Annotated in this window: 20 protein-coding genes and 2 pseudogenes; 7 read left to right on the top strand and 15 right to left on the bottom strand. The window is 70.0% G+C overall.

What is annotated here, in order from left to right; translation table 11 throughout:
• Nucleotides 1-313: 313 nt before the first annotated feature.
• From AC1C2T_RS01840 to AC1C2T_RS01855, 4 genes are all read left to right on the top strand, one after another.
• Nucleotides 314-1,954 (top strand): DUF222 domain-containing protein, encoded by a 1,641-nt coding sequence (locus AC1C2T_RS01840; RefSeq protein WP_495361905.1) that lies wholly within the window; start codon nt 314-316, stop codon nt 1,952-1,954.
• A 314-nt stretch (nt 1,955-2,268) separates the two neighbouring features.
• On the top strand, nt 2,269-4,530 hold the full coding sequence (gene purL / locus AC1C2T_RS01845) for a phosphoribosylformylglycinamidine synthase subunit PurL (RefSeq protein ID WP_495385381.1): 2,262 nt from the start codon (nt 2,269-2,271) through the stop codon (nt 4,528-4,530).
• 49 nt (nt 4,531-4,579) lie between these two features.
• Nucleotides 4,580-5,080, top strand: a complete 501-nt coding sequence (locus AC1C2T_RS01850; protein WP_495361904.1) for an NUDIX hydrolase — start codon at nt 4,580-4,582, stop codon at nt 5,078-5,080.
• A 2-nt stretch (nt 5,081-5,082) separates the two neighbouring features.
• Nucleotides 5,083-5,241 (top strand): hypothetical protein, encoded by a 159-nt coding sequence (locus tag AC1C2T_RS01855; RefSeq protein WP_495384037.1) that lies wholly within the window; start codon nt 5,083-5,085, stop codon nt 5,239-5,241.
• 31 nt (nt 5,242-5,272) lie between these two features.
• Here AC1C2T_RS01855 and AC1C2T_RS01860 read toward each other — a convergent pair whose 3' ends face one another.
• Nucleotides 5,273-5,938, bottom strand: coding sequence for a VIT1/CCC1 transporter family protein (locus AC1C2T_RS01860; protein WP_495384038.1), 666 nt, complete (start codon nt 5,936-5,938; stop codon nt 5,273-5,275).
• A gap of 119 nt (nt 5,939-6,057) precedes the next feature.
• On the opposite strand from AC1C2T_RS01860, the gene AC1C2T_RS01865 reads away from it, so the two are divergent.
• On the top strand, nt 6,058-6,285 hold the full coding sequence (locus AC1C2T_RS01865) for a PLDc N-terminal domain-containing protein (protein ID WP_495384039.1): 228 nt from the start codon (nt 6,058-6,060) through the stop codon (nt 6,283-6,285).
• Between the two features lie 88 nt (nt 6,286-6,373).
• On the opposite strand, the pseudogene erm reads toward AC1C2T_RS01865, so the two are convergent.
• The 10 genes and pseudogenes from erm to AC1C2T_RS01915 all read right to left on the bottom strand — a co-directional run.
• Nucleotides 6,374-7,165, bottom strand: a pseudogene (gene erm, locus AC1C2T_RS01870) (23S ribosomal RNA methyltransferase Erm); the annotation flags it as partial.
• Between the two features lie 203 nt (nt 7,166-7,368).
• Nucleotides 7,369-7,932, bottom strand: a complete 564-nt coding sequence (locus AC1C2T_RS01875) for a hypothetical protein (RefSeq protein ID WP_495384040.1) — start codon at nt 7,930-7,932, stop codon at nt 7,369-7,371.
• On the bottom strand, nt 7,929-8,348 hold the full coding sequence (locus tag AC1C2T_RS01880) for a pilus assembly protein CpaE (protein ID WP_495361899.1): 420 nt from the start codon (nt 8,346-8,348) through the stop codon (nt 7,929-7,931). The genes AC1C2T_RS01875 and AC1C2T_RS01880 overlap by 4 nt, the downstream gene beginning before the upstream one ends.
• Nucleotides 8,349-8,521: 173 nt before the next feature.
• Nucleotides 8,522-9,181, bottom strand: a pseudogene (locus AC1C2T_RS01885) (endonuclease/exonuclease/phosphatase family protein); the annotation flags it as partial.
• A gap of 72 nt (nt 9,182-9,253) precedes the next feature.
• Nucleotides 9,254-10,411, bottom strand: a complete 1,158-nt coding sequence (locus AC1C2T_RS01890; protein ID WP_495384041.1) for an alcohol dehydrogenase catalytic domain-containing protein — start codon at nt 10,409-10,411, stop codon at nt 9,254-9,256.
• Between the two features lie 10 nt (nt 10,412-10,421).
• Nucleotides 10,422-11,264, bottom strand: a complete 843-nt coding sequence (locus AC1C2T_RS01895) for a phosphonatase-like hydrolase (RefSeq protein ID WP_495384042.1) — start codon at nt 11,262-11,264, stop codon at nt 10,422-10,424.
• Nucleotides 11,261-12,478: a TIGR03364 family FAD-dependent oxidoreductase gene (locus AC1C2T_RS01900; RefSeq protein ID WP_495384043.1), complete on the bottom strand. Its 1,218-nt coding sequence runs from the start codon at nt 12,476-12,478 to the stop codon at nt 11,261-11,263. The genes AC1C2T_RS01895 and AC1C2T_RS01900 overlap by 4 nt, the downstream gene beginning before the upstream one ends.
• Nucleotides 12,475-14,289 carry an ABC transporter permease subunit gene (locus AC1C2T_RS01905; RefSeq protein ID WP_495384044.1) on the bottom strand — a complete coding sequence of 605 codons (1,815 nt, stop codon included), beginning with the start codon at nt 14,287-14,289 and terminating at the stop codon, nt 12,475-12,477. Before AC1C2T_RS01905 ends, AC1C2T_RS01900 begins: the two co-directional genes overlap by 4 nt.
• Entirely contained in the window at nt 14,286-15,158 is an 873-nt protein-coding gene (gene phnC / locus AC1C2T_RS01910; protein ID WP_495361988.1) for a phosphonate ABC transporter ATP-binding protein, read from the bottom strand. The genes AC1C2T_RS01905 and phnC overlap by 4 nt, the downstream gene beginning before the upstream one ends.
• 64 nt (nt 15,159-15,222) lie before the next feature.
• Nucleotides 15,223-16,152, bottom strand: a complete 930-nt coding sequence (locus tag AC1C2T_RS01915; protein WP_495361894.1) for a phosphate/phosphite/phosphonate ABC transporter substrate-binding protein — start codon at nt 16,150-16,152, stop codon at nt 15,223-15,225.
• Nucleotides 16,153-16,333: 181 nt separating this feature from the next.
• Between AC1C2T_RS01915 and AC1C2T_RS01920 the strand changes: the two genes are divergently transcribed.
• Nucleotides 16,334-16,966 (top strand): GntR family transcriptional regulator, encoded by a 633-nt coding sequence (locus tag AC1C2T_RS01920; protein ID WP_495361893.1) that lies wholly within the window; start codon nt 16,334-16,336, stop codon nt 16,964-16,966.
• On the top strand, nt 16,963-17,433 hold the full coding sequence (locus AC1C2T_RS01925; RefSeq protein WP_495361892.1) for an OsmC family protein: 471 nt from the start codon (nt 16,963-16,965) through the stop codon (nt 17,431-17,433). Before AC1C2T_RS01920 ends, AC1C2T_RS01925 begins: the two co-directional genes overlap by 4 nt.
• A 57-nt stretch (nt 17,434-17,490) precedes the next feature.
• Here AC1C2T_RS01925 and AC1C2T_RS01930 read toward each other — a convergent pair whose 3' ends face one another.
• The 4 genes from AC1C2T_RS01930 to AC1C2T_RS01945 all read right to left on the bottom strand — a co-directional run bounded on the left by AC1C2T_RS01930 (nt 17,491) and on the right by AC1C2T_RS01945 (nt 20,347).
• Nucleotides 17,491-17,685 carry a hypothetical protein gene (locus AC1C2T_RS01930; protein ID WP_495384045.1) on the bottom strand — a complete coding sequence of 65 codons (195 nt, stop codon included), beginning with the start codon at nt 17,683-17,685 and terminating at the stop codon, nt 17,491-17,493.
• A complete protein-coding gene (locus AC1C2T_RS01935) occupies nt 17,682-18,617 on the bottom strand; it encodes an SDR family NAD(P)-dependent oxidoreductase (protein WP_495384046.1) in 936 nt (311 codons plus the stop codon). Before AC1C2T_RS01935 ends, AC1C2T_RS01930 begins: the two co-directional genes overlap by 4 nt.
• Nucleotides 18,614-18,955: a chorismate mutase gene (locus AC1C2T_RS01940; RefSeq protein ID WP_495384047.1), complete on the bottom strand. Its 342-nt coding sequence runs from the start codon at nt 18,953-18,955 to the stop codon at nt 18,614-18,616. The genes AC1C2T_RS01935 and AC1C2T_RS01940 overlap by 4 nt, the downstream gene beginning before the upstream one ends.
• Before the next feature lie 66 nt (nt 18,956-19,021).
• Complete coding sequence (locus AC1C2T_RS01945) at nt 19,022-20,347, bottom strand: FtsX-like permease family protein (protein WP_495384048.1); 1,326 nt, start codon at nt 20,345-20,347, stop codon at nt 19,022-19,024.
• Nucleotides 20,348-20,374: the final 27 nt, after the last annotated feature.

Here is a 20,374-nt window from a genome sequence, read left to right on the forward strand (position 1 = left end):
TGGCCGACGGCGGGTCGACTGCGCGCTGATGTGCGCGCCCAGGGCCGCCGAGAATGCGGCGACCGCGTTCAGTCTACAGAGCGGATGCCGCTGGGTGCAGGTGGTTCGTGGGGGTTCGCGGGGTTCGTGGAGGTTCGCGGGTGGCTCGTGGGCGGCTCGGGTTCCGGGGGCGGTGCACCTCGGGGCGGCGCGCTTCGGGGCGGCGCATTCGGGCGGTGCACCTCGGGGCGGTGCACCTCGGGGCGTCCCACTCGAGTTCTCCACATTCGAACATTCATTCGTATTTGAGTCTGAAACCCGCTAGAATAGTGACATGCCCGAAGCCCCTGCAGCACTCCGCGAACTCGAAGCGGTGTGCGCGTCGGTGCTGCAGGAGTGGGCGGGAGCCCTGCTCGCCGCGTCGCGCGACGCTGAGGCCGACATCGGCGTCATGAGCGACGACGGGCTCATGCGCGCGACCGAGTCGTTGGCCAGGCTCGGTCGCCGCGTCGAGGCCCTGCAAGCACGTTGCGCAGCCGGCATCGCCGAGCGCTCGCGTGGCGGTGGCGACGGCGACGACTTGTCGCGAAAGCACGGCTTCTCCTCGCCCGAGCGGCTGATCGCACAGACGACCGGCGGCCGCTACTCCGATGCCGCACGGCTCGTCGCGGTGGGTCAGGCCACGAGCCACCGTGCCTCGTTCACCGGCGAGGCCCTGCCCCCGCGGCATCCGCATGTTGCTTCCGCGCTCGATGCAGGCACGCTCGGCGTCGCTGCGGCCGAGGTCATCCGCCGGTTTCTCGACCACCTGCCGCCGGTCGTCGCGCGCGACGAGGTCGACGCCGCAGAACTGCTCCTCGTCGACCGCGCTCCGATGGTCGGCGTCGACGGGCTCACGCGCTTGATCAAACAGCTCGAAGCGCACCTCGATCCAGACGGTGTGAAGCCGCGCGAAGACGAGCTCCGGTCCCGGCGAGGTCTCTCCATCTGGCAAGACGCGGCGGGCATGATCAATCTGAAGGGCGCGTTCGATCCGGCGAACGGGGCACCGATCAAGCTCGCGATCGAGGCGCTCGTCGGTGCCGAACTGCACCGGGCACGAGATGCGAAGCGTCCGTTCGGGGCGACGGGCGACCACACGGCGCCCGGCTCCGGCGCCGACGGCAACGCTGACGGCAACGCTGACGGCGATTCTGGCGCAGGTTTCGTGTCCGACCCAGGTGACGGCGAGGTCGAGGCCGCCGACCCCCTCTTCCGCGAAGAACGCACGATCGGGCAGATGAACGCCGATGCGCTGGCCGACATCGCGAGGCTGTCCCTCTCGAGCGCGGCCGCACCGCCAGCACTTCGAGGGGTCAGCGTCGTCGCCCGCATCGATGTCGATGCGCTCGTGACAGGGCGTGGGCACGCGAACATCGACGGCGTCGATCAGCCCGTGTCGGCCACCACCGCGCGCGAACTCGCCGAGTCGGCCGGGGTCGCCCCGCTGCTCATGCGCAACGGATGCGAACCCCTCGAGCTCGGCCGCGCGGCAAGGCGATTCTCCCCGGCCCAGAAGATCGCGCTCGTCGAACGAGACGGCGGCTGCGCATGGCCGGGCTGCCACCGACCCCCGTCGCATGCCCAGGCTCACCACATCGCGTGGTGGAAGCGCCACCGTGGCCGCACCGACGTGGCGAACGGCATCATGCTCTGCAGCTTCCATCATCATCGGGTCCACGACGACGGGTGGAGCATCTTCATCCGCGATGCTCGCAGCTGGTTCGTCCCGCCCGCACACCTCGACCCCGAGCAACGGCCCCGACCGGGCAATGTGGCAGCGCGTCACCTCCTGTCTCGCCATGGCCCAGCACGGCATCCCGACAATTCGCCGCAGGTCGAACGGCAGCGGTCGTTGCCCACGCCTGTGCCCATGCCCGTGCCCGTGCCCACCACCTCAGCCTCGGCCGCCGGAGTGGTCACAGCGGTTGCGTGAGACCGGTCGCATCGCAACGGCCGGTCGGGGCGCCACGGTCGCACCACAGCGCCCGGTCGGGGCGCCACGGTCGCACCACAGCGCCGGGTCGGGGGCGCCACGGTCGCACCACAGCGCCCGGTCGGGGCGCCGCAGTCGCACCACAGCGGCCGGTAGACTTGCGGGGTCAGGCATCCGCCCCGCGGCATCCGCTCGCCGCCGTTCTCTGGAGCTCGCCACTCGTGACCACTGAAGCCCCCGCCAACACCGCTGCCCCTTCGACGGGCTCAGGGAGCACCGCGACGCCGGCGCTCGACACCGTCGAGGTCGCCGCAGTGACTCCTGAAAAGGAGCAGCCGTACGCCGCGCTGGGCCTGAAGCCCGACGAGTACGAGCGCATCCGCAACATCCTCGGCCGCCGCCCCACGAGCGCCGAACTCGCGATGTACTCCGTCATGTGGAGCGAGCACTGCTCCTACAAGTCGAGCAAGATCTACCTGAAGCAGTTCGGCAAGAAGGTCACGCCCGAGATGAAGAAGAACCTCATGGTGGGCATGGGTGAAAACGCGGGCGTCATCGACGTCGGCGAGGGCTGGGCGGTCACCTTCAAGATCGAGAGCCACAACCACCCGAGCTACATCGAGCCGTTCCAGGGCGCAGCAACCGGCGTCGGCGGCATCGTGCGCGACATCATCTCCATGGGCGCCCGCCCGGTCGCGGTCATGGACGCCCTGCGGTTCGGCGCGATCGACCACCCCGACACTGCACGCGTCGTGCACGGCGTCGTGTCGGGCATCAGCTTCTACGGCAACTGCCTCGGCCTGCCGAACATCGGCGGCGAGACCTGGTTCGACCCGATCTACCAGGCGAACCCGCTCGTGAACGCCCTCGCGGTCGGCGTCATGCGCCACGAAGACCTGCACCTCGCCAACGCGAAGGGCGCCGGCAACAAGGTCGTGCTCTTCGGCGCCCGCACGGGCGGCGACGGCATCGGCGGCGCGTCGATCCTCGCCTCCGACACCTTCGCCGAGGGCGGCCCGACCAAGCGCCCCGCGGTGCAGGTCGGCGACCCCTTCGCAGAGAAGGTACTCATCGAGTGCTGCCTCGAGCTCTTCGCGGGCGGCCTCGTCGAGGGCATCCAAGACCTCGGCGCAGCCGGCATCTCGTGCGCGACCTCCGAGCTCGCCTCCAACGGCGACGGCGGCATGGCGATCGTGCTCGACGACGTGCTGTTGCGCGACCCCACGCTCACGCCCGAAGAGATCCTCATGAGCGAGAGTCAAGAGCGCATGATGGCGATCGTGCGCCCCGAGAAGCTCGCCGGCTTCCTCGAGGTCGTCGCGAAGTGGGACGTCGAGACGAGCGTGCTCGGCGAGGTCACCGACACCGGCCGCCTCAGCATCATGTGGCACGGCGAAGAGATCGTGAACGTCGACCCGCGCACCGTCGCCGTCGACGGCCCCGTCTACGAGCGCCCCGTCGCCTACCCCACCTGGATCGACGCGCTGCAGGCCGACACCGCCGCGAAGCTCGACCGGCCCACGACGCCTGACGAGATCCGCGCGCAGTTCCTGCAGCTCATCGGCTCGGCGAACCAGGCGGATGCCGCGTGGGTCACGAACCAGTACGACAAGTACGTACTCGGCAACACGGCGCTCAGCTACCCCGACGACGCGGGCATGGTGCGCGTCGACGAGGAGTCCGGCCTCGGCGTCTCCATCGCGACCGACGCCAACGGGCGCTACTCGCAGCTCGACCCGCGCCAGGGCGCGAAGCTCGCCCTCGCCGAGGCGTACCGCAACGTCGCCGTCTCCGGCGCGGTGCCGGCGGCCGTCTCCGATTGCCTGAACTTCGGCTCCCCCGAGAACCCCGAGGTCATGTGGCAGTTCTCCGAGACGGTCGAGGGCCTCTCAGACGGATGCCTCGACCTCGGCATTCCCGTCACGGGCGGCAACGTCAGCTTCTACAACCAGACCGGCGATGTGCCGATCCACCCGACGCCCGTGATCGCCGTGCTCGGCGTGATCGACGACGTCGCCCGCCGCATCCCGTCGGGCTGGCAGGATGACGGGCACAACATCTACCTGTTGGGCGACACCGCGCTCGAGCTCGACGGCTCCGCGTGGGCCGGCGTCGTGCACGGCCACCTCGGCGGACGCCCGCCGGCCGTCGATCTCGCCGGTGAGAAGCGCCTCGCCGAGCTGCTCAACGCGGCTGCGATCGAGGGGCTCATCGATTCGGCCCACGACCTCTCCGATGGCGGCCTCGCGGTCGCCCTCGCCGAAGCGGTCGGTCGTTTCGGCCTCGGCGCCCGCGTGGTGCTCGACGAGGTCGCCGGCGACGCCGGCATCGACCTCGCGACCGCACTCTTCTCCGAGTCCTCCGGCCGGGTCATCGTGACGGTGCCCCGCGAAGACGACGTCAAGTTCCGTGGGCTCTGCGAGGGCCGCGACTACCCGGTGCGGCGCATCGGCGTGACGGATGCGACATCCGCCGCCCTCGAAGTGCAGGGTCTCTTCACCGTCTCCATCGACGAGCTGCGCGGTGTGAACCGCGCCCCGCTCGCCGAGGCGTTCGGGCCCATCGTCGGGTACTGACGCACGCCGGTCGAGTTGTTGGTCGTGTAGCGAAGCGTATCGAGACCCGATGACCGAGTCCGACGGAACCGTGTACACCGAGGCGTATGCCGCGTCGCACGGCAGATTCGCGGTCATCCCGGCCGCCTACGTCGTGCTGCGAAGGGGCGACGAAGTGCTGCTGCAACTGCGCCACGGCACGGGGTACTTCGACGAGCACTGGGCGTGCGGCGCGGCGGGTCATGTCGAGGCCGGAGAGTCGCTACTCGCGGCCGCGGTTCGCGAGACCCGCGAAGAGCTCGGCGTCGATCTCGACGAGTCGGCGCTCACGGTGCTGACCGTCATGCACCGCACCGAGGGCACGCCGCATCGGGCGATCGACGAACGCATCGACGTGTTCTTCGCCGCCACCGAATGGCGTGGAGAGCCTCGCCCGATGGAAGACAAGGCGGCCGAGCTCGCCTGGTTCCCGCTCGACGGCCTGCCCGACCCGGTCGTGCCGCACGAGCTCGCCGTACTCGACGCGATGCGGCGTGGCACGCTCGCCCCGGTCACACCCTACGGGTTCTGACCGTGGCCTCCGAGTCGTGGCAGGCCACCCTCATCTGGGTGCCGATCGCGGTGTTCGCACTCGCGATCGTCATCAGCGTCGTCGTGCGTTGCATCCGCGCGCCAGCGACGGCCATCGCCACAGCCATGGCAGCGAGACCGGCGCCGGTGGCCGCGGAGTAGGTGGCCGCGGCCGCTGACTCCGCGCGCCCGCTCAGAAGACGAGGAGACCCGCGAGGAAGCTGAGCCCCATCGTCGCCACGCCGATGCCGATCGTGCGGCGCAGCGCCCGGGGCACGGAGGTGCGCGCAGAGAGCGCGATGAGCACGCTCGTCACGGCGAGCGAGATGAGGGTCGCGACGGCGACCGCCCACTCCTCCCAGGCGGCCGGATAGGAGAGCAGCATGATCAACGGAAGCAGCGAGCCGGTGGCGAGTGCCGCCGCGTTCGCGAACGCGCCGAGCAACGGGCCCGAAGCCGGCATCGGTTCGTCGATGCCGTGCTCGGCCTCGAGCTGGGCACCGACGGCGTCATGCGCGTGCATCCGCTGGGCGACTTCGCGCGCCAGGTCGCGCGGCACACCGCGATCGACGAAGTGCGCGGCGAGGTCCTCGAGATCGTCGCTCGCGTCCTCGCTGATGTCGCGCTCCGTCTCGACGATCAGCGCCCGCTCGGTGTCGCGCTCGGCCGCGAGTTCCGCGTACTTCGCCCCGAAGCCCGCGACGGAGCCCGCCACGAGGGCCGAGAGCGAGGCGACGAGGAGCGTCGTGCTCGTTGCGCCGGCGCCGGCGAAACCGAGCAGCACACCGGCGGTGGTGATGATGCCGTCGTTGGCGGCAACGGCGAAGTCGCGGGCCGCGTCGGTGCGGTACCACCTCATGCGCCCTCCCCATGCCGATGCACCCATTCTGGCGGTGAACGCCCGAATGCACCGGGCGTGAAGGTAGCCTGTCGGTGACGAGCACCTGCTGCGCTCGATCGCGACGAACGGATGAGACATTGGACGGATTCTTCGCCTGGAACCTCGTCGCACTCGTGCTGGCCGTCGGGTACCTCGCCGTCATCCTCTGGGTCGTGTCGCGCATCTTCCGCAGCGACGAGCTGAACGAGCTCGAACGGTGGGTCTGGGCGATCGCGGTGATCTGCTTCCCGCTCGTCGGCTCGATCGTGTGGTTCGCCGCCGGGCCCCATCCGTTCGGCGTTCGCCTCACCCGCGACCTCCGCTAGCGCCGCGCGTCCGCGGCTCGCGCTGGGGTCCGCGGCGAGAACGGGTCTTCGTTCCGGTGCTCGTTCCGGTGCTCGATCGGACTTCCGTCCAGACGGCGGCCCAGTGCTGCCACGTGAGTCTCGTCGGCAGCACGTGGTCGGGGATCGCGAGTGTGCGCAGCAGCATCCGCGCTCGATCGGTGCTCAGCGGTCGCGACGTTCGCGTCAGGATCTGCGCGAGCCCCCGCCCGCGCCCGCGGTAGACCTCGGCGACGAATGCCTGGTACGCCGGGCGATCAACCATGTCGACGAGCGGCCGCCGACGCCGCTCCATGGTGAAGACCCCGCCGTCGACCGACGGCGACGGTCGGAACGCGCGCGCAGGCACGCGCCCGTGGAGCGTGAACTCGAACCACGGGTCCCATTGGGCCGTCAGGAGACTCGAGCTACCGACCCCGCAGCGTCGCCTCGCGACCTCCCATTGGGTGAGGAGAACCGCGTCGGTCCAGTGCGCGCGGGCGAGGAGCGATCGCATGATGGCCGTCGTGAGATGGAACGGCACGTTGCCGACGACCACGTGCGGCTCGACGGGGTACCGCCACGTGAGCGCGTCGGCCTGCACGACTGTCGCTGCACTGCCGAGATCACGACGCAGCGCGGCCGCTCGCCGAGGGTCGATCTCGAGCGCGGTGAGCGGCCTCCCGAGGTCGACGAGCGGGCGCGTGAGTGCACCGCTCCCGGCACCGAGCTCGACGATCGGGCCCGGTGTCCGGGCGGTCAACGTGACGATTCGTTCGACGACCCTCTGATCGACGAGGAAGTTCTGCCCGAGCTCGTGGCGGCCGCCGACGTCGGACGCAAATGGGTGGGCAGAGGTGGAAGAAGAAGTGTGTGTGCGCAATGAAAGCTCCGCTGGCGAGGATCGTCAGCCGGGCACGCCGAAGACGCACCGCGGCCAGGGTTATGGCCGAGGCGGAGGGACGCGAAAAGTGTTCGGTCGCCCCGCCTCAGGCGGTGCGGGGCCGAATGATCATTGCCGAGAAATTACAGGACACGATCGTCGACACTAGCAAATGCGCAAATCGCGCGCAGCCCGGAAGCAGCTCAGGCGCCCGACGGCGGGTTCACGAGCAGCTCGATGCGGTCCGCGAGATACCGGTCGAGGGCGGTGAGCGCATCGGGCCCGGCCGGATTCCAGCGTACGAACACCGCATCGCCGACGACCACGAGAGGTCCGGATGCCCCGGCGCCAGCCAGTTCGACGAGGCTGACCGGTGCCGCGTCGAAGTTCACGGTCTCGCCCTCGCTGAAGCCACCCTTGATCGCAGCAGCCCGAAAGGCGCGCTGCTCGGCGATCGCCGCCGCCGGTGTGCTGCGACGGGCAGGAAGTTCGGCCCGCACCACCCTGCCCGTCGCGAAGAGGCCGCCGTCGGCAGCGAGGAGCAGCGCACCGAGCCGCCACACCCGGCCGAGCGAGCTCATCCTCGCAGCGCGCGGGATTCCCACGACTCGCCGTTCCGGCACGTACTCGGCGAGCGCTTCGTCGCGAGCTGCGCCGACACGGAGGGCGGCAACTGCCTGCGCGACCGCTTCCGTAACGCCCTGCGCGACGGTGAGCCCGCCGGCATCACCCATGCCGGCCGGCGCGTCGCCCGCGGCATCCGTCATCGCGACCGGCCGATGAGCTCGAGCAGGGCTCGGCCGTAGGCCTCCGAGACATCCGGATGCTCGAAGCGCCGCTGTTCGCCGGCGAGATCGACCTCGACCTCGAACGCGTCGTCGAGTCGCCGGAGCGCACGGAATGTCGATCGCAGCAGCTCCCGGAGCTGGTCTTCTCGGGGCAGCCACACGGCGTCGCCGATCGAGACCGAGTCGAGCGCCCACTCGGTGGTGCCGTTGAACCCGAGCATGGTGCCGGTCGGGAACCGGTGCGCCTCGATCGTCATCTCGCTGACCGTGAACACGTCGGCCTCGACCTCGGTCTCGACCGAGTCGGGCAGGTCGAGCTGAAAGCGGTCACCAGATTCCGGATGCCACGTGAGCCCGGCCTCCCGTAACGCGAGCGCGAGCTCGCGGCTGATCACGGGATGCCTGCCGCGCCCGGAATGCTCGGCTCGTCTGCTTCGCTGACCGCGCCCGATTCGTACACCACGCTCACCGAACTCGCGGCACCCGCCGAACTCGCGGCACCCGCCGAACCCGCGGCACCCACCGAACCCACGGCCCCCGCGCCGCCCACCGAACCGGGCTCACTGTAGTTCGCGTCCACGAGAATCGGCATGTGATCGGACGAGCCTCGCGCGAGCGTCTCGATGCCGACGATGTCGAGCCCGACCGAGGTCGCGAGGTCGAAGTGCCCGCGGAAGAACTTGTACCGCGTGTACGTGCGCTTGTCGCTGAGGGTCAGGTCGTACCCCGAGTCGCGCACCTTCTCGCCGAGGTTCTCCTTGAAGATCGGGTAGTTGTAGTCGCCCACCATGAGCGTCGGCAGACCGGGCCCGAGAAACTGCAGCTCGCCGAGCGCCGACTTGATCTGGTGCCGTCGCAACGAGTTGAGCGCGGTCAGCGGCGCCGCGTGGAACGACGCGACGATCACCTCGCGCTGCGCCTCCAGATCGAAGAGACGCACTCCGATGAGTCGCTCGTGAGCGGGTGCCAGCAACCGGTCGTGGAGCGACTTCTTGAGCACGAACGTCTGCACGCGCACCGCCCGGAACCGGTCGGCGCGATAGTACAGTGCGAGGCCGAGGCGATTGCTCTGCGTCGCGTCGACCAGTTCGAGGGAGTCGATCTGCTGGGGCAGGTCGTGCGTGTCGCATTCCTGCAGGCACAGGATGTCGGGCGAGTACCGTTCGACGATGCCGACGAGTTCGCCGCTCGCCCGGTGCTTCCGAAGGTTGTAACTGATCACGCGCATGATCGAATCAGCCTACGACTCCATGCTCCGGACTCGCCCGGAATCGCGACGGACCGAAACCACGGGTGCAGCTCACACGGGCCGGCGGCCCGGCGCCACCCCGACCCGCACATGCAGGCCGGTCGCGGCTTCGTCGATGGCGAGGTCGAGTTCGGTGAGCGGATGCGTCGCGCCCACGAGCTCGTCGAGGGGCAACTCCCGCCACGACCGCTCGAGGAACTCGACGGCGCGCACGAGCTGCGGGGCCGCGTAGTTGTGCACCCCGGTGATCGTCACGAGCCGGCGCACGAGCGACTCGGGGTCGAGACTCACCTCCGACCCGGGCGAGACGCTGCCGACGAGCACGGCGACGCCGCCGACCCCGATGGTCTCGACGACGGTGCGCACCGCGGCGGCGGATCCGGAGGCCTCGATCGCCACGAGCACTTCGGGCATCCCGCGCGCCGCGAAGCGGTCCAACGCGGAGTGCAGCCGTTCGGGCGAAGCGCCGCGCGCTGCCGGGTCGACGGCGACGGCGCCGAGGCTGCGGGCGAACGCACGCCGCGCGGCATCCGGATCGGAGACGATGACCTCGGCATCCGCTTCGATCGCCATCGCTGCGACCGTGAGGCCGATCATTCCCGCCCCGGTCACGAGCATGAGTGCGCCGTTGAGATCGACCCGAGCGGATGCCGCGTCGAGCGCCGCCACGGCCGTCGCCGTCGCGCACGAAGCGGGCGCCGCCACCGATGCGGGCAGCATCTCACTCACCCGCACGGTCGCCGTTCCGGCGCGCAGCTGCACGTGCGTGGCGAACCCGCCCGAGAGCTCCCAGCCACGGTGCACGCGCTCGTGCCCGTACTTGGCGAGCGAACGGCACTTCTGGGTGAGGCCGCGGCGGCACCGATCGCAGTCGCCGCAACTGACGGTGACCGACCAGACGACGCGGTCGCCGAGTTCGAGCGGGAGCCCGTCGGCGCGCATCGCACCCTCGCCGATGGCGACGACGCGACCGACCTGCTCGTGCCCGAGCACGAGGGGTGCGGGTGCGGCGCGATGGCCCCGCACCGTGTGCACGTCGGAGCCGCAGATCGTCGCGAGCTCGACTTCGACGAGGGCTTCACCTTCTGCGAGCCGCACTCCGGGTGCGGCGAGCGCATCGTGCGGTCGCCCCGGCTCGTTCCAGACCATTGCGACCGGGGAGGGTTTCACGATCACGTCGAGTTCGCCGACCCGCACGACGGTGTGCATCGACACTCGCCTACTCCCCGCGCAGGCCGAGCAGCGCGGGCAGTTCGGCGATGCTGTCGATGATGGCGTCGGCACCGGCCGCGGCGAGCGCGTCGCGGTCGTGTGCGCCGGTCAGCACGCCGACGACGAGGCCCGCGCCGGCGTTCACGCCCGACTCGATGTCGCTCACGGTGTCGCCGACGACGACGATCGCGTCGACGGCCGACGCCCCGGTGCGCAGCAGCGCCGTGAGCGGCAGGTCGGGGTACGGCCGGCCGCGGCCCGCATCGGACGGTGACAGCACGAGGTCGGCGAGGCCGTGCCAGCCGAGCGAGTCGATGATCGCGTCACGGGTGGCGGCAGCGAAGCCGGTCGTGAGCGCAACGGATGCCCCAGCCTCGCGCAACTCCCTGATGACGTCGGCGGCGCCCTCGATCTCGGCGACTCCCTCGCTCGCGACGAGCTCGGCGTACGCACCCTCGAACGCCGTATTCGCCCGTTGCGCGGCATCTTCGTCGCCGTCGGTGAGCACGCGGAAGACCTCGATCTTCGACTGCCCCATGGTGTCGCGCACGTACTCGAGCGCCGTGTCGAACTCGTCGTCGGGCACGATGCCGGTGCGCTCGGCGGCGAGCACGAAGGCCCGCTCGACGATGCCGTCGTCGACGACGGTCGTGCCGGCCATGTCGAGCACGATGAGCTCGATGGCGTCGTCGTCGAACTCGTCGTCGAGGTCGTCGGCATCGAGGTCGTGCTCGAGCTCGCGCTCCAGGTCATCGGCTTCGAGATCGGCCGCCGCCTCGCCGAGTTCGGCCAGTTCGTCGAGCTCGGCGAGTTCGTCGTCGGACAGGCCGACGGGCGGGTTCGTGGTCATGATGCGCCTTTCTGCAGGGTGGTCGTGGCGGGTGCCGCGGTCGATGCCCGCTCACCCGTTGCCGGCGATTCGCCGGAGAATCTCTCGACGACGTGATCGGCGAGGCCGAGCCCCGTCGTCATGCCGATGCCGGTCGTCGCGGCGGCGAGGTGCACGCCGGGTTCGACCTCCTCGATGAGGAAGTCGTCGGGCCCGCTCGCGTACACGCCCTGCCAGCGCTCGACGACACGCAGCGAGTCGATGCCGAAGAGTTCCCGGGTCACCTCGATGAGCGACTCGAACGCGAACTCGCTCTGGAACGGCAACGCGGTCGCGCCGCGAGCGTGCGTGTCGCCCACGATGAGGGTGCCGTCGGGCAGTGGCGTGTACATCTGGTTGAGGTCGAGCGCGGCCAGTGCGGGTTGTTCGGCGTGCAGTCGCTCGCGCAGTGCGGATGCCGCTGGCCCGGCCGAGAACGCGCCGTACCGAACGAGCGACCACCCGGTCAGGAGCGGTGCGGCCAGTGGCATCCGCAGCGGCGCCGAGACGCGCAGCATGTCGAGTGCGCAGCGCACGATGCCGTGCCGTTCGGCGACCTCGGGGTAGAGCAGGTCGATGTCGTGGTTGACCGCGACGACGACGCGGTCGGCGTCGATGCGGCCTCGACTCGTGTCGACCCGGCCGGGCCGCACACCACCGACCGCGGTGCGGCGACGGAACTCCACTCCCTCGCGTTCGAGGTGTGCGGAGAGCGCGGCGACGGCCTGACGCGGGTTCGCCTGCAGGTCGAGCGGGAGGAACGCGCCGCCGACGGCTGTGCCCGGGGCCAGCGGCATCCGCGCATCGGTGTCGGCTGCCGAGAGGAGTTCGACCTCGCCGGCGCCGCGCACGCCGGCGAACTCGCGCAGCACCGCGAGCTCGTCGTCACGACGCGCGGCGACGAACGTGCCCGACTCGCGCAGCCACACCCCCGCATCCCGCGAGAGGCCGAGCCACAGTTCGCGTGACGCGAGCGCGAACTCACGGGCGAGGCCGACCTGCGGTGTGAAGCACAAGTGACCGAAATTGCGCACGGATGCCCCGGATGCCTCGCTGCCCCGCTCGATCACGACGACCCGCTGCCCGCGCCGGTGCGCGGCGAGCGCTGCACCGAGGCCGATGATGCCCGAGCCGACGACGGCGACGTCGAAGCCTGCACTGTTCATCGGGCTCGTGTTCATCGGGCTCGTGTTCATCGGAACACCCGCCGCATCCACATGGCGATGCCCTCCACGATGAGCACCGTCACGAGGATCATCAGCACGATCGCCGTGACGACCGCGTAGTTCGAACCCTGGCCGGCGTTCAGCAGGTAGTAGCCGACGCCGCCACCACCCACGATGCCGAGGATCGTGGCCGCCCGGATGTTCGTGTCGAGCAGATAAAAGCTGTGCCCGATGAGCGCCCGGGTGCCCTGCGGCACGGTCGCCGACGCGTAGACCTGACCGCGGCTCGCACCGGTCGCTCGCAACGCACGCTCGGGGCCTGGCTTGACCTCTTCGAAGGAGTCGGCGATGAGCTTGCCGAGCAGTCCGATGCCACCGAAGGCGAGCGCGAGCGTGCCGGCTTGCGTACCGAGTCCGGTGATGACGATGAGCACGATCGCGAGAATCACCTCGGGGATGCCGCGGATCACCACGAGCAGCAACCGCATCGAGCCGCGCACGGTACCGTTCGGCGCGACGTTCCGCGCTGCGAGCGAGCCGATGAAGACCGACAGGACGAACGAGAGCAGGGTCGCGGCGAGCGCGATGCCGATCGTCTGCGCCATCGCGCCGAACATCGTGGCCGCGTCGTAGTTGCCGAAACTCGGCGGCCAGAACGCCGCGGCGATCGCCGGCACCTTCGCCCAGAACGTGATGAGGTCACCCCACTGGACGTTGCAGACGAGCACACTGCCCAGGACGACCGCGAGCGTGACCCAGCCCCAGGCGGTGTTGCGGATGCGCACAGCATCCCACGGGCGGCGAAGGGCGGCCGCAATCGTTGGTCGAGTAGCCGACGAAGGAGGCGTATCGAGACCTGCCGCGGCAGTCTCGAGACGCTCGCTGGCGCTCGCTCCTCGACCAGCAGTTGCACGACCGGCGACTGCTCGACCAACCCCGCGCACGACCCGATCGCCGATGCCGCGCCCCGTCGGCACGCCGCCGAGCATCGCCTGGCGCACGACGCTCGAGACGATCTCCATCACGACGCACAGCGCGAACATGACGAGCGCGATGCCGAGGCCCTCTGAGTAGTTCAGCGACTTGAACGCGAACGACATCTCCATGCCGAGGCCGACGACGCCGACGTAGCCGAGCACGACCGAGCCGCGCAGGTTGATGTCATTGCGGTGCAGCACCGTCGCGACCCACGACGGCAGCACTTGCGGCAGGATTCCGCTCGTGAACTCCTGCAGCTTCGAGCCGCCCGCAGCACGGATCGCCAGGCGCGGCCCCTCGTCGATCTGCTCGATGGCGTCGGCGAAGAGCTTGGAGATCATGCCGATCGAGTGGATGCCGATCGCCAGGATGCCGGGCAGCGATCCGAGCGAGAACATGAGCACGAACACCATCGCGAGCACGACGTCGGGCACTGCCCGCGTGAAGACGCCGAGGAAGCGGCCGAAGGCCTGCCAGCCCCGACCCGGTGTCGTGTTCGAGGCCGCGAGGTAGGCGACGGGCACCGAGATGACGGCGGCGAACAGCGTGCCGCAGAGTACGAGCCCGACGGTGAGTGCGGTCAGGTAGAGGAGTTCCCCCGGCTCGGGGAACGTGATGATGCCGACGCGGGCGAAGAACCGCTCGGCGTTGCCCCAACTCTCGACCATGCTCGGGATCGAGATGTCCGAGTCGGCGAGCGCGACGACGGATGCCACGACGATCGCGCCGAGCGTGAGCGTCGCCGCGATCCGCTCCGGCGAGACCCGGCGGCGCGGGGCCCGCTCGGTGATCGAGGCCTGCGTCGCCGCGGCGTGCGGCGGAAGTGGCGGAGGTGGCGACTGCGGCGCGGCGAGCGTCGTCATGATCGCAGCGCGCCCTCGGCCAGGGCTGCGTCTTCGGCGACGGCGTCGGCGTCGGCCGCGGCATCCGCAAGCTCGGTCTCGATGGCCTCGAGCTCGGTCGTCGACGTCGCGACGCGACCGTAGATCTCCATGACCTCGGCCTTCGAGAGCCCCTCGGCGGGGGTGTCGAGCACGACCTCGCCGTGCCGGAGGCCCACGATGCGGTCGCCCCACGAGAGCGCGAGGTCGACCTGGTGCAGGCTGCAGACGACCGTCAGGCCCGCGTCCATCGCGATCTCGCGAATGAGAGACATGACCTGCCCGCTCGACTCTGGGTCGAGTGAGGCGACGGGCTCATCGGCGAGCAGGATCTCGGGGCCTTGCATGAGGGCGCGCGCGATCGCGACGCGCTGCTGCTGACCACCAGAGAGGGTATCGGCGCGCTGGTACGCGCGGTCGAGCAGGCCGACGCGGTCGAGATGACCGAGCGCCGCGAGCTTCAGGCGCCGCGGGTAGCTCCAGAGCCCGAGACGCGGCCCGCGCAGCTCGGCGAGCGCACCCGTGAGCACGTTCTCGAGCACCGTGAGCGAGGGCACGAGCTCGAACTGCTGGAAGACGAAGCCGATACGACTGCGCAGGGCCCGGAGGCGCCGCCCCGAGAGGCGCGGCACCTCCTGGCTGAGCACTCGCACGGAACCTGCGGTCGGCGTCTCGAGACCGTCGAGGTGCCGCAGCAACGTCGACTTGCCCGAACCGGACAGCCCGAGGAGCACCACGATCTCGCCTCTCGCGACCGTGAGCGACGCCCCCTGCAGCGCCACGGTGCGGCCGAACTCCTTCGTGAGTGCGGTCACGTCGATGACGACTCGATCCTCGTTGCCGACTGGCATGCTCATGCGGTGCTCCGTGTTCCGGTTCCGTGCAGTTCTTCGACCGTGGGTCAGGTGCCGGGCGTCAGCCCTGGCACTGCTCCGCGTTCGTCTGCTCGCAGATGTCGCGGATCGTGTCGTAGTACGCGTCGTCGACCGGCGACGTCGCGAAGAAGACGCTCCGGAACGCGTCGGTGTCGGCGCTCTCGATGCCCGCGGCGATGATGTCGTCGATCGTGACCTCGCTGAGGATCTCGGTGAGCTGGGTCTTCAGCTCTTCGGGAAGCGTGTTCGAGATGACGATCGGCGCACCGGGCACCATGGTCTCGGCGATGACCTCGACCTTGTCGCTCTTCTCGACTTCGCTGTCCTCCGCGAAGCCCGCCTCGCACTCGACACCCTCACCGGTCTTGGTGACCGAGACGTCGTGCTTGCCCGCGAACACGGGCGTGACGTCGGTCTCGGGGTCGATGCCCTCGTTCAACAGGTTGTAGCTCGGGAAGAGGTAGCCCGACGTCGACGACGGGTCGACGAAGCAGACCTTCTTGCCCTTGAAGCCGGCGAGGTCGGTGATGTCGCTGCCCACGGGCACGATCGCCTGCGAGAAGTATCCGGGCTCCTGGCCCTCATCCGTGATGATCGAGGAGATCGGGGTGAGGGTGGCGCCGTTGTTCGTCGCGGTCACGTAGGTGAAGCCCGAGAAGGAGGCGACGTCGATCTTGCCGGCGACCGCAGCCTCGATGAGCGCCGCGTAGTCGGTGGATTCGTGGTACTCGACCGTCTTGCCGGTCTCCTGCGCGATGTAGTCCATGAGCGGCTGGTAGTTCGTCTCGGTGTCGACCGAGTCGGGCACGACGCCGAACACGAGGGTGTTCTCGTCGACCGCGAAGCTCACGTCGCCCGAGGCATCCGCTGCGGTGTCATCGGCCGCGGAGGGCGAAGAACAGGCGGCGAGGCCGGCAGCGAGGAGGGCCGCCGCCGCGATCGCGGGCCAGGCCTTGGTGTTGAGTCTCATCGGAAACCTTTCGTGACCGCTGCGCCCGAGGCGGGCGCATGCTGTGTTCCGTTGGCCCACGGTAGGCAGCGGCCGCCAACGCCGGGAGACGACGTGGTTACCGGAAGGTGAACCCCGCGCGGCGCGTGAGCACCACTTCGAATGGATGCAATATCTGTTATTGCATGCAATAATTCTCGGCATGACGGTCTACAGCGAACTGCGGGAGCTCGTGCTCGCCGGCGCACTCGACAGCACGACGAGGTTCAGCGAGTCATCGCTGGCCGAACGGCTCGACGTGAGCAGAACCCCCGTGCGCGAGGCGTTGCAGCGGCTCGAAGCTGACGGACTCGTCGTCGCGCAGGGCCGCGGTGTTCGGGTGCACTTGCGCGACGCCGCGGAGCTCGCCGAGTTGTACGAGGCCCGTGCCCTGCTCGACGGCCACGCGGCATCCGCTCTCGCGACCCTCGTGCGCCGCGGCGAACTTGCGCCCGCCCGTCTCGCCGAACTCGAAGCCATCGCCGATGACACGGACGCGCTCACGCGCAGCGGCGACCTGCCTGCAGCGACCGAGCGCAATCGCCGCTTCCACCAGCACATCGCCGAGCTCGCCGGCAACACTGTCATCGTCGCGACGCTCGACCGCTACTGGGACCAGATCGTCGTCTCGACGCGCCACCGGCTTGGCGAACGCGAGCGTGTTGTGTCCGTTCACGACGAGCACCGCGGCATCCTCACGCTCATCGTCGCCGGCGATGCCGACGGCGCGCGGGCGGCCGCCGCAGCCCACGCCCTCACCACCAGCCGCATCGCCACCGAACGGAGCCCGGAATGACCACGACCCACCGCTACGAGATCGGCCTGCGCTGGACCGGCAACCTCGGCACCGGCACTTCGGCGCATCGCGCGTACGGTCGCAACCACGACGTCACAGCCGACGGCCTTCCGCCGATCGCAGGCTCCTCCGACCCGTCGTTCCGCGGCGACCCGGAACGCTGGAACCCCGAGCAGCTGCTCGTCGCCTCGCTCGCACAGTGCCACATGCTCTGGTATCTCGCCCTCGCCGCAGGCGCCGGCGTCGTCGTCAGTGACTACACGGATGCCCCGACCGGCACGATGCTCGAAGAACCGGGCGGCAGCGGACAGTTCAGTGAAGTCACCCTGCGTCCGCGGGTCACGATCGCCGCGGGCAGCGACCTGCAGCTCGCGAACGAACTGCACGAGCGCATCGGCGACTACTGCTTCATCGCGCGCTCGGTGAACTTCCCGGTGCTGCACGAAGCGACGACGCTGACCGCCTGAGTTGCGGCATCAGCGACATCCCCGAGCTGGGTGAAATCAGCCTGACATAGTCGAAGATCAGCGCCGGATGCGCCCAGGGCCCATCGCCGCGCCGAGCCCCACCACGATGATGCCGGCGAAGAGGAACCCATAGCGCCCGGCGATCACGCCGAACGCGGCGAGCAGGATGCCGACGACCACCGCGCTGCGCGAGAGTATTCTCCGCACCCGCGGCCGGGCGAAGAGGCCGGGCCGCGGCTTGTCGGGGCTCATCCCCCGACGGTGAACGTCATACGCGTGGCGTGTTCGGCGACGACCCAGAAGCGCGCGCCGATCGTGGCATCCGTCGACGTGCGGGTCGGCACCTGCAGGGTCGGCGGGCCCTTCGTCGCGAAGCGCGGACCCCAGAACTGGCCGCCCTCGACGTCAGGGGCGGTGAGGGCATGCAGCGTCGGCTCGGCACCGCGGTGCTTGCCCTGCGCCCACGGCACCGGCAGCGCGTCGGCGAACCGGTCGTCGGCCGTCGTCTCGTTGACCCCGGGCACGATCGGGGTGCGCACGCTGATCGAGTAACCGGGGTACGCGACGAGGCTCGACGCCGGCGCCGCTCGAGTGGGCACCGTCGCTGCCCTGAGCCGCCGGTCGAGCTCGAAGGCGAGCACCTGCATCGCGATCTTCGACTGCGCATACGCACGCCAGGGGTCGTAACCGCGGGTCAGCTGCAGGTCGTCGACCCGGAACGTCGAGACCCGGCTCCTCAGCGAACCGACCGCGACAATGCGCGCACCCTGGGCGAGGCGCGGCAACAGCCGGGCCAGCAGGGCGAAATGGCCGAGCACGTTCGTCGCGAGCACGAGCTCGTTGCCGTCGGGCGACTCGAGGCGCGCGCCGGGCGCGCGCACCATGCCCGCGTTGGTGACGACGCCGTCGAACGGCGGGTGCTGCACCAGCTGTGCTGCACCGTCGCCCACCGAATCGAGGGAGGCCATGTCGATGACGAGCGGTTCGACGGATGCCTCGGGGCGCGCGCCGTGGATCGCGGCCATGGCCGCCCCGAGCCGCTCGGGGTCGTGCCCGACGAGGACGACATGGGCGCCAGCGCCTGCGAGCCGAGCCGCCGTGAAGAACCCGAGGTCTGCCGATGCACCGGTCACGAGGTACCGTTTGCCGGCCTGTGACGGGAGCCGGGTCGGGTACCAGCTCACAGTTCGTCAGCCGTGCCGGCCGCGCCCGCACCGTTCGCCAGCTCCTCATGATGCTGGATCACCTCGGCAACGACGAAGTTGAACCACTTCTCAGCGAACGCGGGGTCGAGGTGCGCGTCGATCGCGAGGCCGCGGAGCCGTGCGATCTGGCGCCGTTCCCGGTCGGGGTCGCTCGGCGGCAGCCCATGCGTCGCCTTCAGACGGCCGACCTGCTGCGTGAACTTGAACCGTTCGGCGAGCAGGTGGATGAGGGCGGCGTCGATGTTGTCGATGCTCGAACGGATGCCGAGGAGCTCGCTCATCGCGGCATCACGTTCGTCGATGGACCCGTCAGTCATGCTTCGAGCGTAGCGGCGGTCGCGCTCCCGGGCATCCCGGTCTCGGCGGCTCGCGTCGCGCGCTCATCACCCCGCGACGGCCGCCCTCTCGAGCATCGGCTTCGTCGCGAGCAGGCCCAGCCAGACGACGCCGATGCCGGCGGCGAGCACGCCGGCGATGACCGCGAGCGACAACGGGGCGAGGATGATCGTGAGGCTCGTGAGCGGCAGCATCACGACGGCCGCGGTCACCGCGGAGCCGATCGCCGTGATTCGCAGCGGCGACATGACGGCGCGGCGGCGGGCCGCGTCCATCGTCTGCGTCGGCATGCCGAGCATCCCGAGCGAGCGGTACAGCTCGCCGCGATCGAGGATGCCGGCGGCCTGGTTTACGCCGACCGAGCACGCGACCATGAGGAACGAGCCGATGACGACGATGAAGATGCCCGTGCGGAGGTCGTCGATCAGGTGCATGAGCTCCACGTCACCGGTGTCGGCGCCCGCGCTGAACGAACTCAGCAGCGCGGTCCCGGTACCGGCGAACACGGCCATGAAACTCGTCATCGCGACCCCCGAGACCTGCCGCCACGCGGCCTTCGGCGATTCGAGCACGGCACGAGCCGCGAGCAGTCGTGCCGGGGCCTTCGCGCGTCGCATCTGGGACTGTGCGACGAGGCGGATCACCCAAGGTCCGATGAGGTTCAGCACCGCGACCGTGCCACCGAACGCGGCGCCGAGCATCGCGAGGATGAGCAACGCCGAGCCGGCCACCTGCAGCGCGGCCATCATGAGGAAGGCGATCGCGATGACCGCGACCCCGATCACGATGCGCAGCCAGTGCAGCTTCGGGGCGTCCTGCTTCGTGCGCACGCCGAGCGGTGAGATGACGACCTGGCGGAGGCCGAGCAAGGCGCTCACGATGGCGAGCAGGGCCACCCCGAGCACGACCCCTGCGATCATCAAGGGGGCAAGCAGCACGCCGTCGACCCCGAGCGCCTCACCGCGGAACGGGATGAGTGCGATCAACGGCACGAGCGCGAAGTAGAGCACTACGCCGGCGAGGGCGCCGGCGACGGCGAGCACGACCGACTCGATCACGGCGAGCGCCGAAACCGTCGCGGGCGTCGCGCCGAGGAGCCGCAGCGTCGCGAGCCGGTCGTCGCGCCGGCGCGCCGAGAGCCGTGCGGCCGCCCCGCCGAGCGAGGCGAGCGGAACCACGAGCAGCACGAGTGCGACGACGGCGAGCGCCTGGTAGGTGACGTCCTCTCCGGTGTCGGTCCAGAACGACTGGGCGCCGCCGAGCACGGTGAGCAGCAGTGCCGTCACGATCGCGAACGCGGTGATGGGCAGGAGGCTGGCGGCCGCACCGGCAGTGCCGGGCCGGGCGAGCAGCCACGCGACGCGGGCGATCATGCCGTCACCCCGGGCACCCGCTCGCCG

It is taken from the genome of Agromyces sp. Y558 (assembly GCF_059445415.1).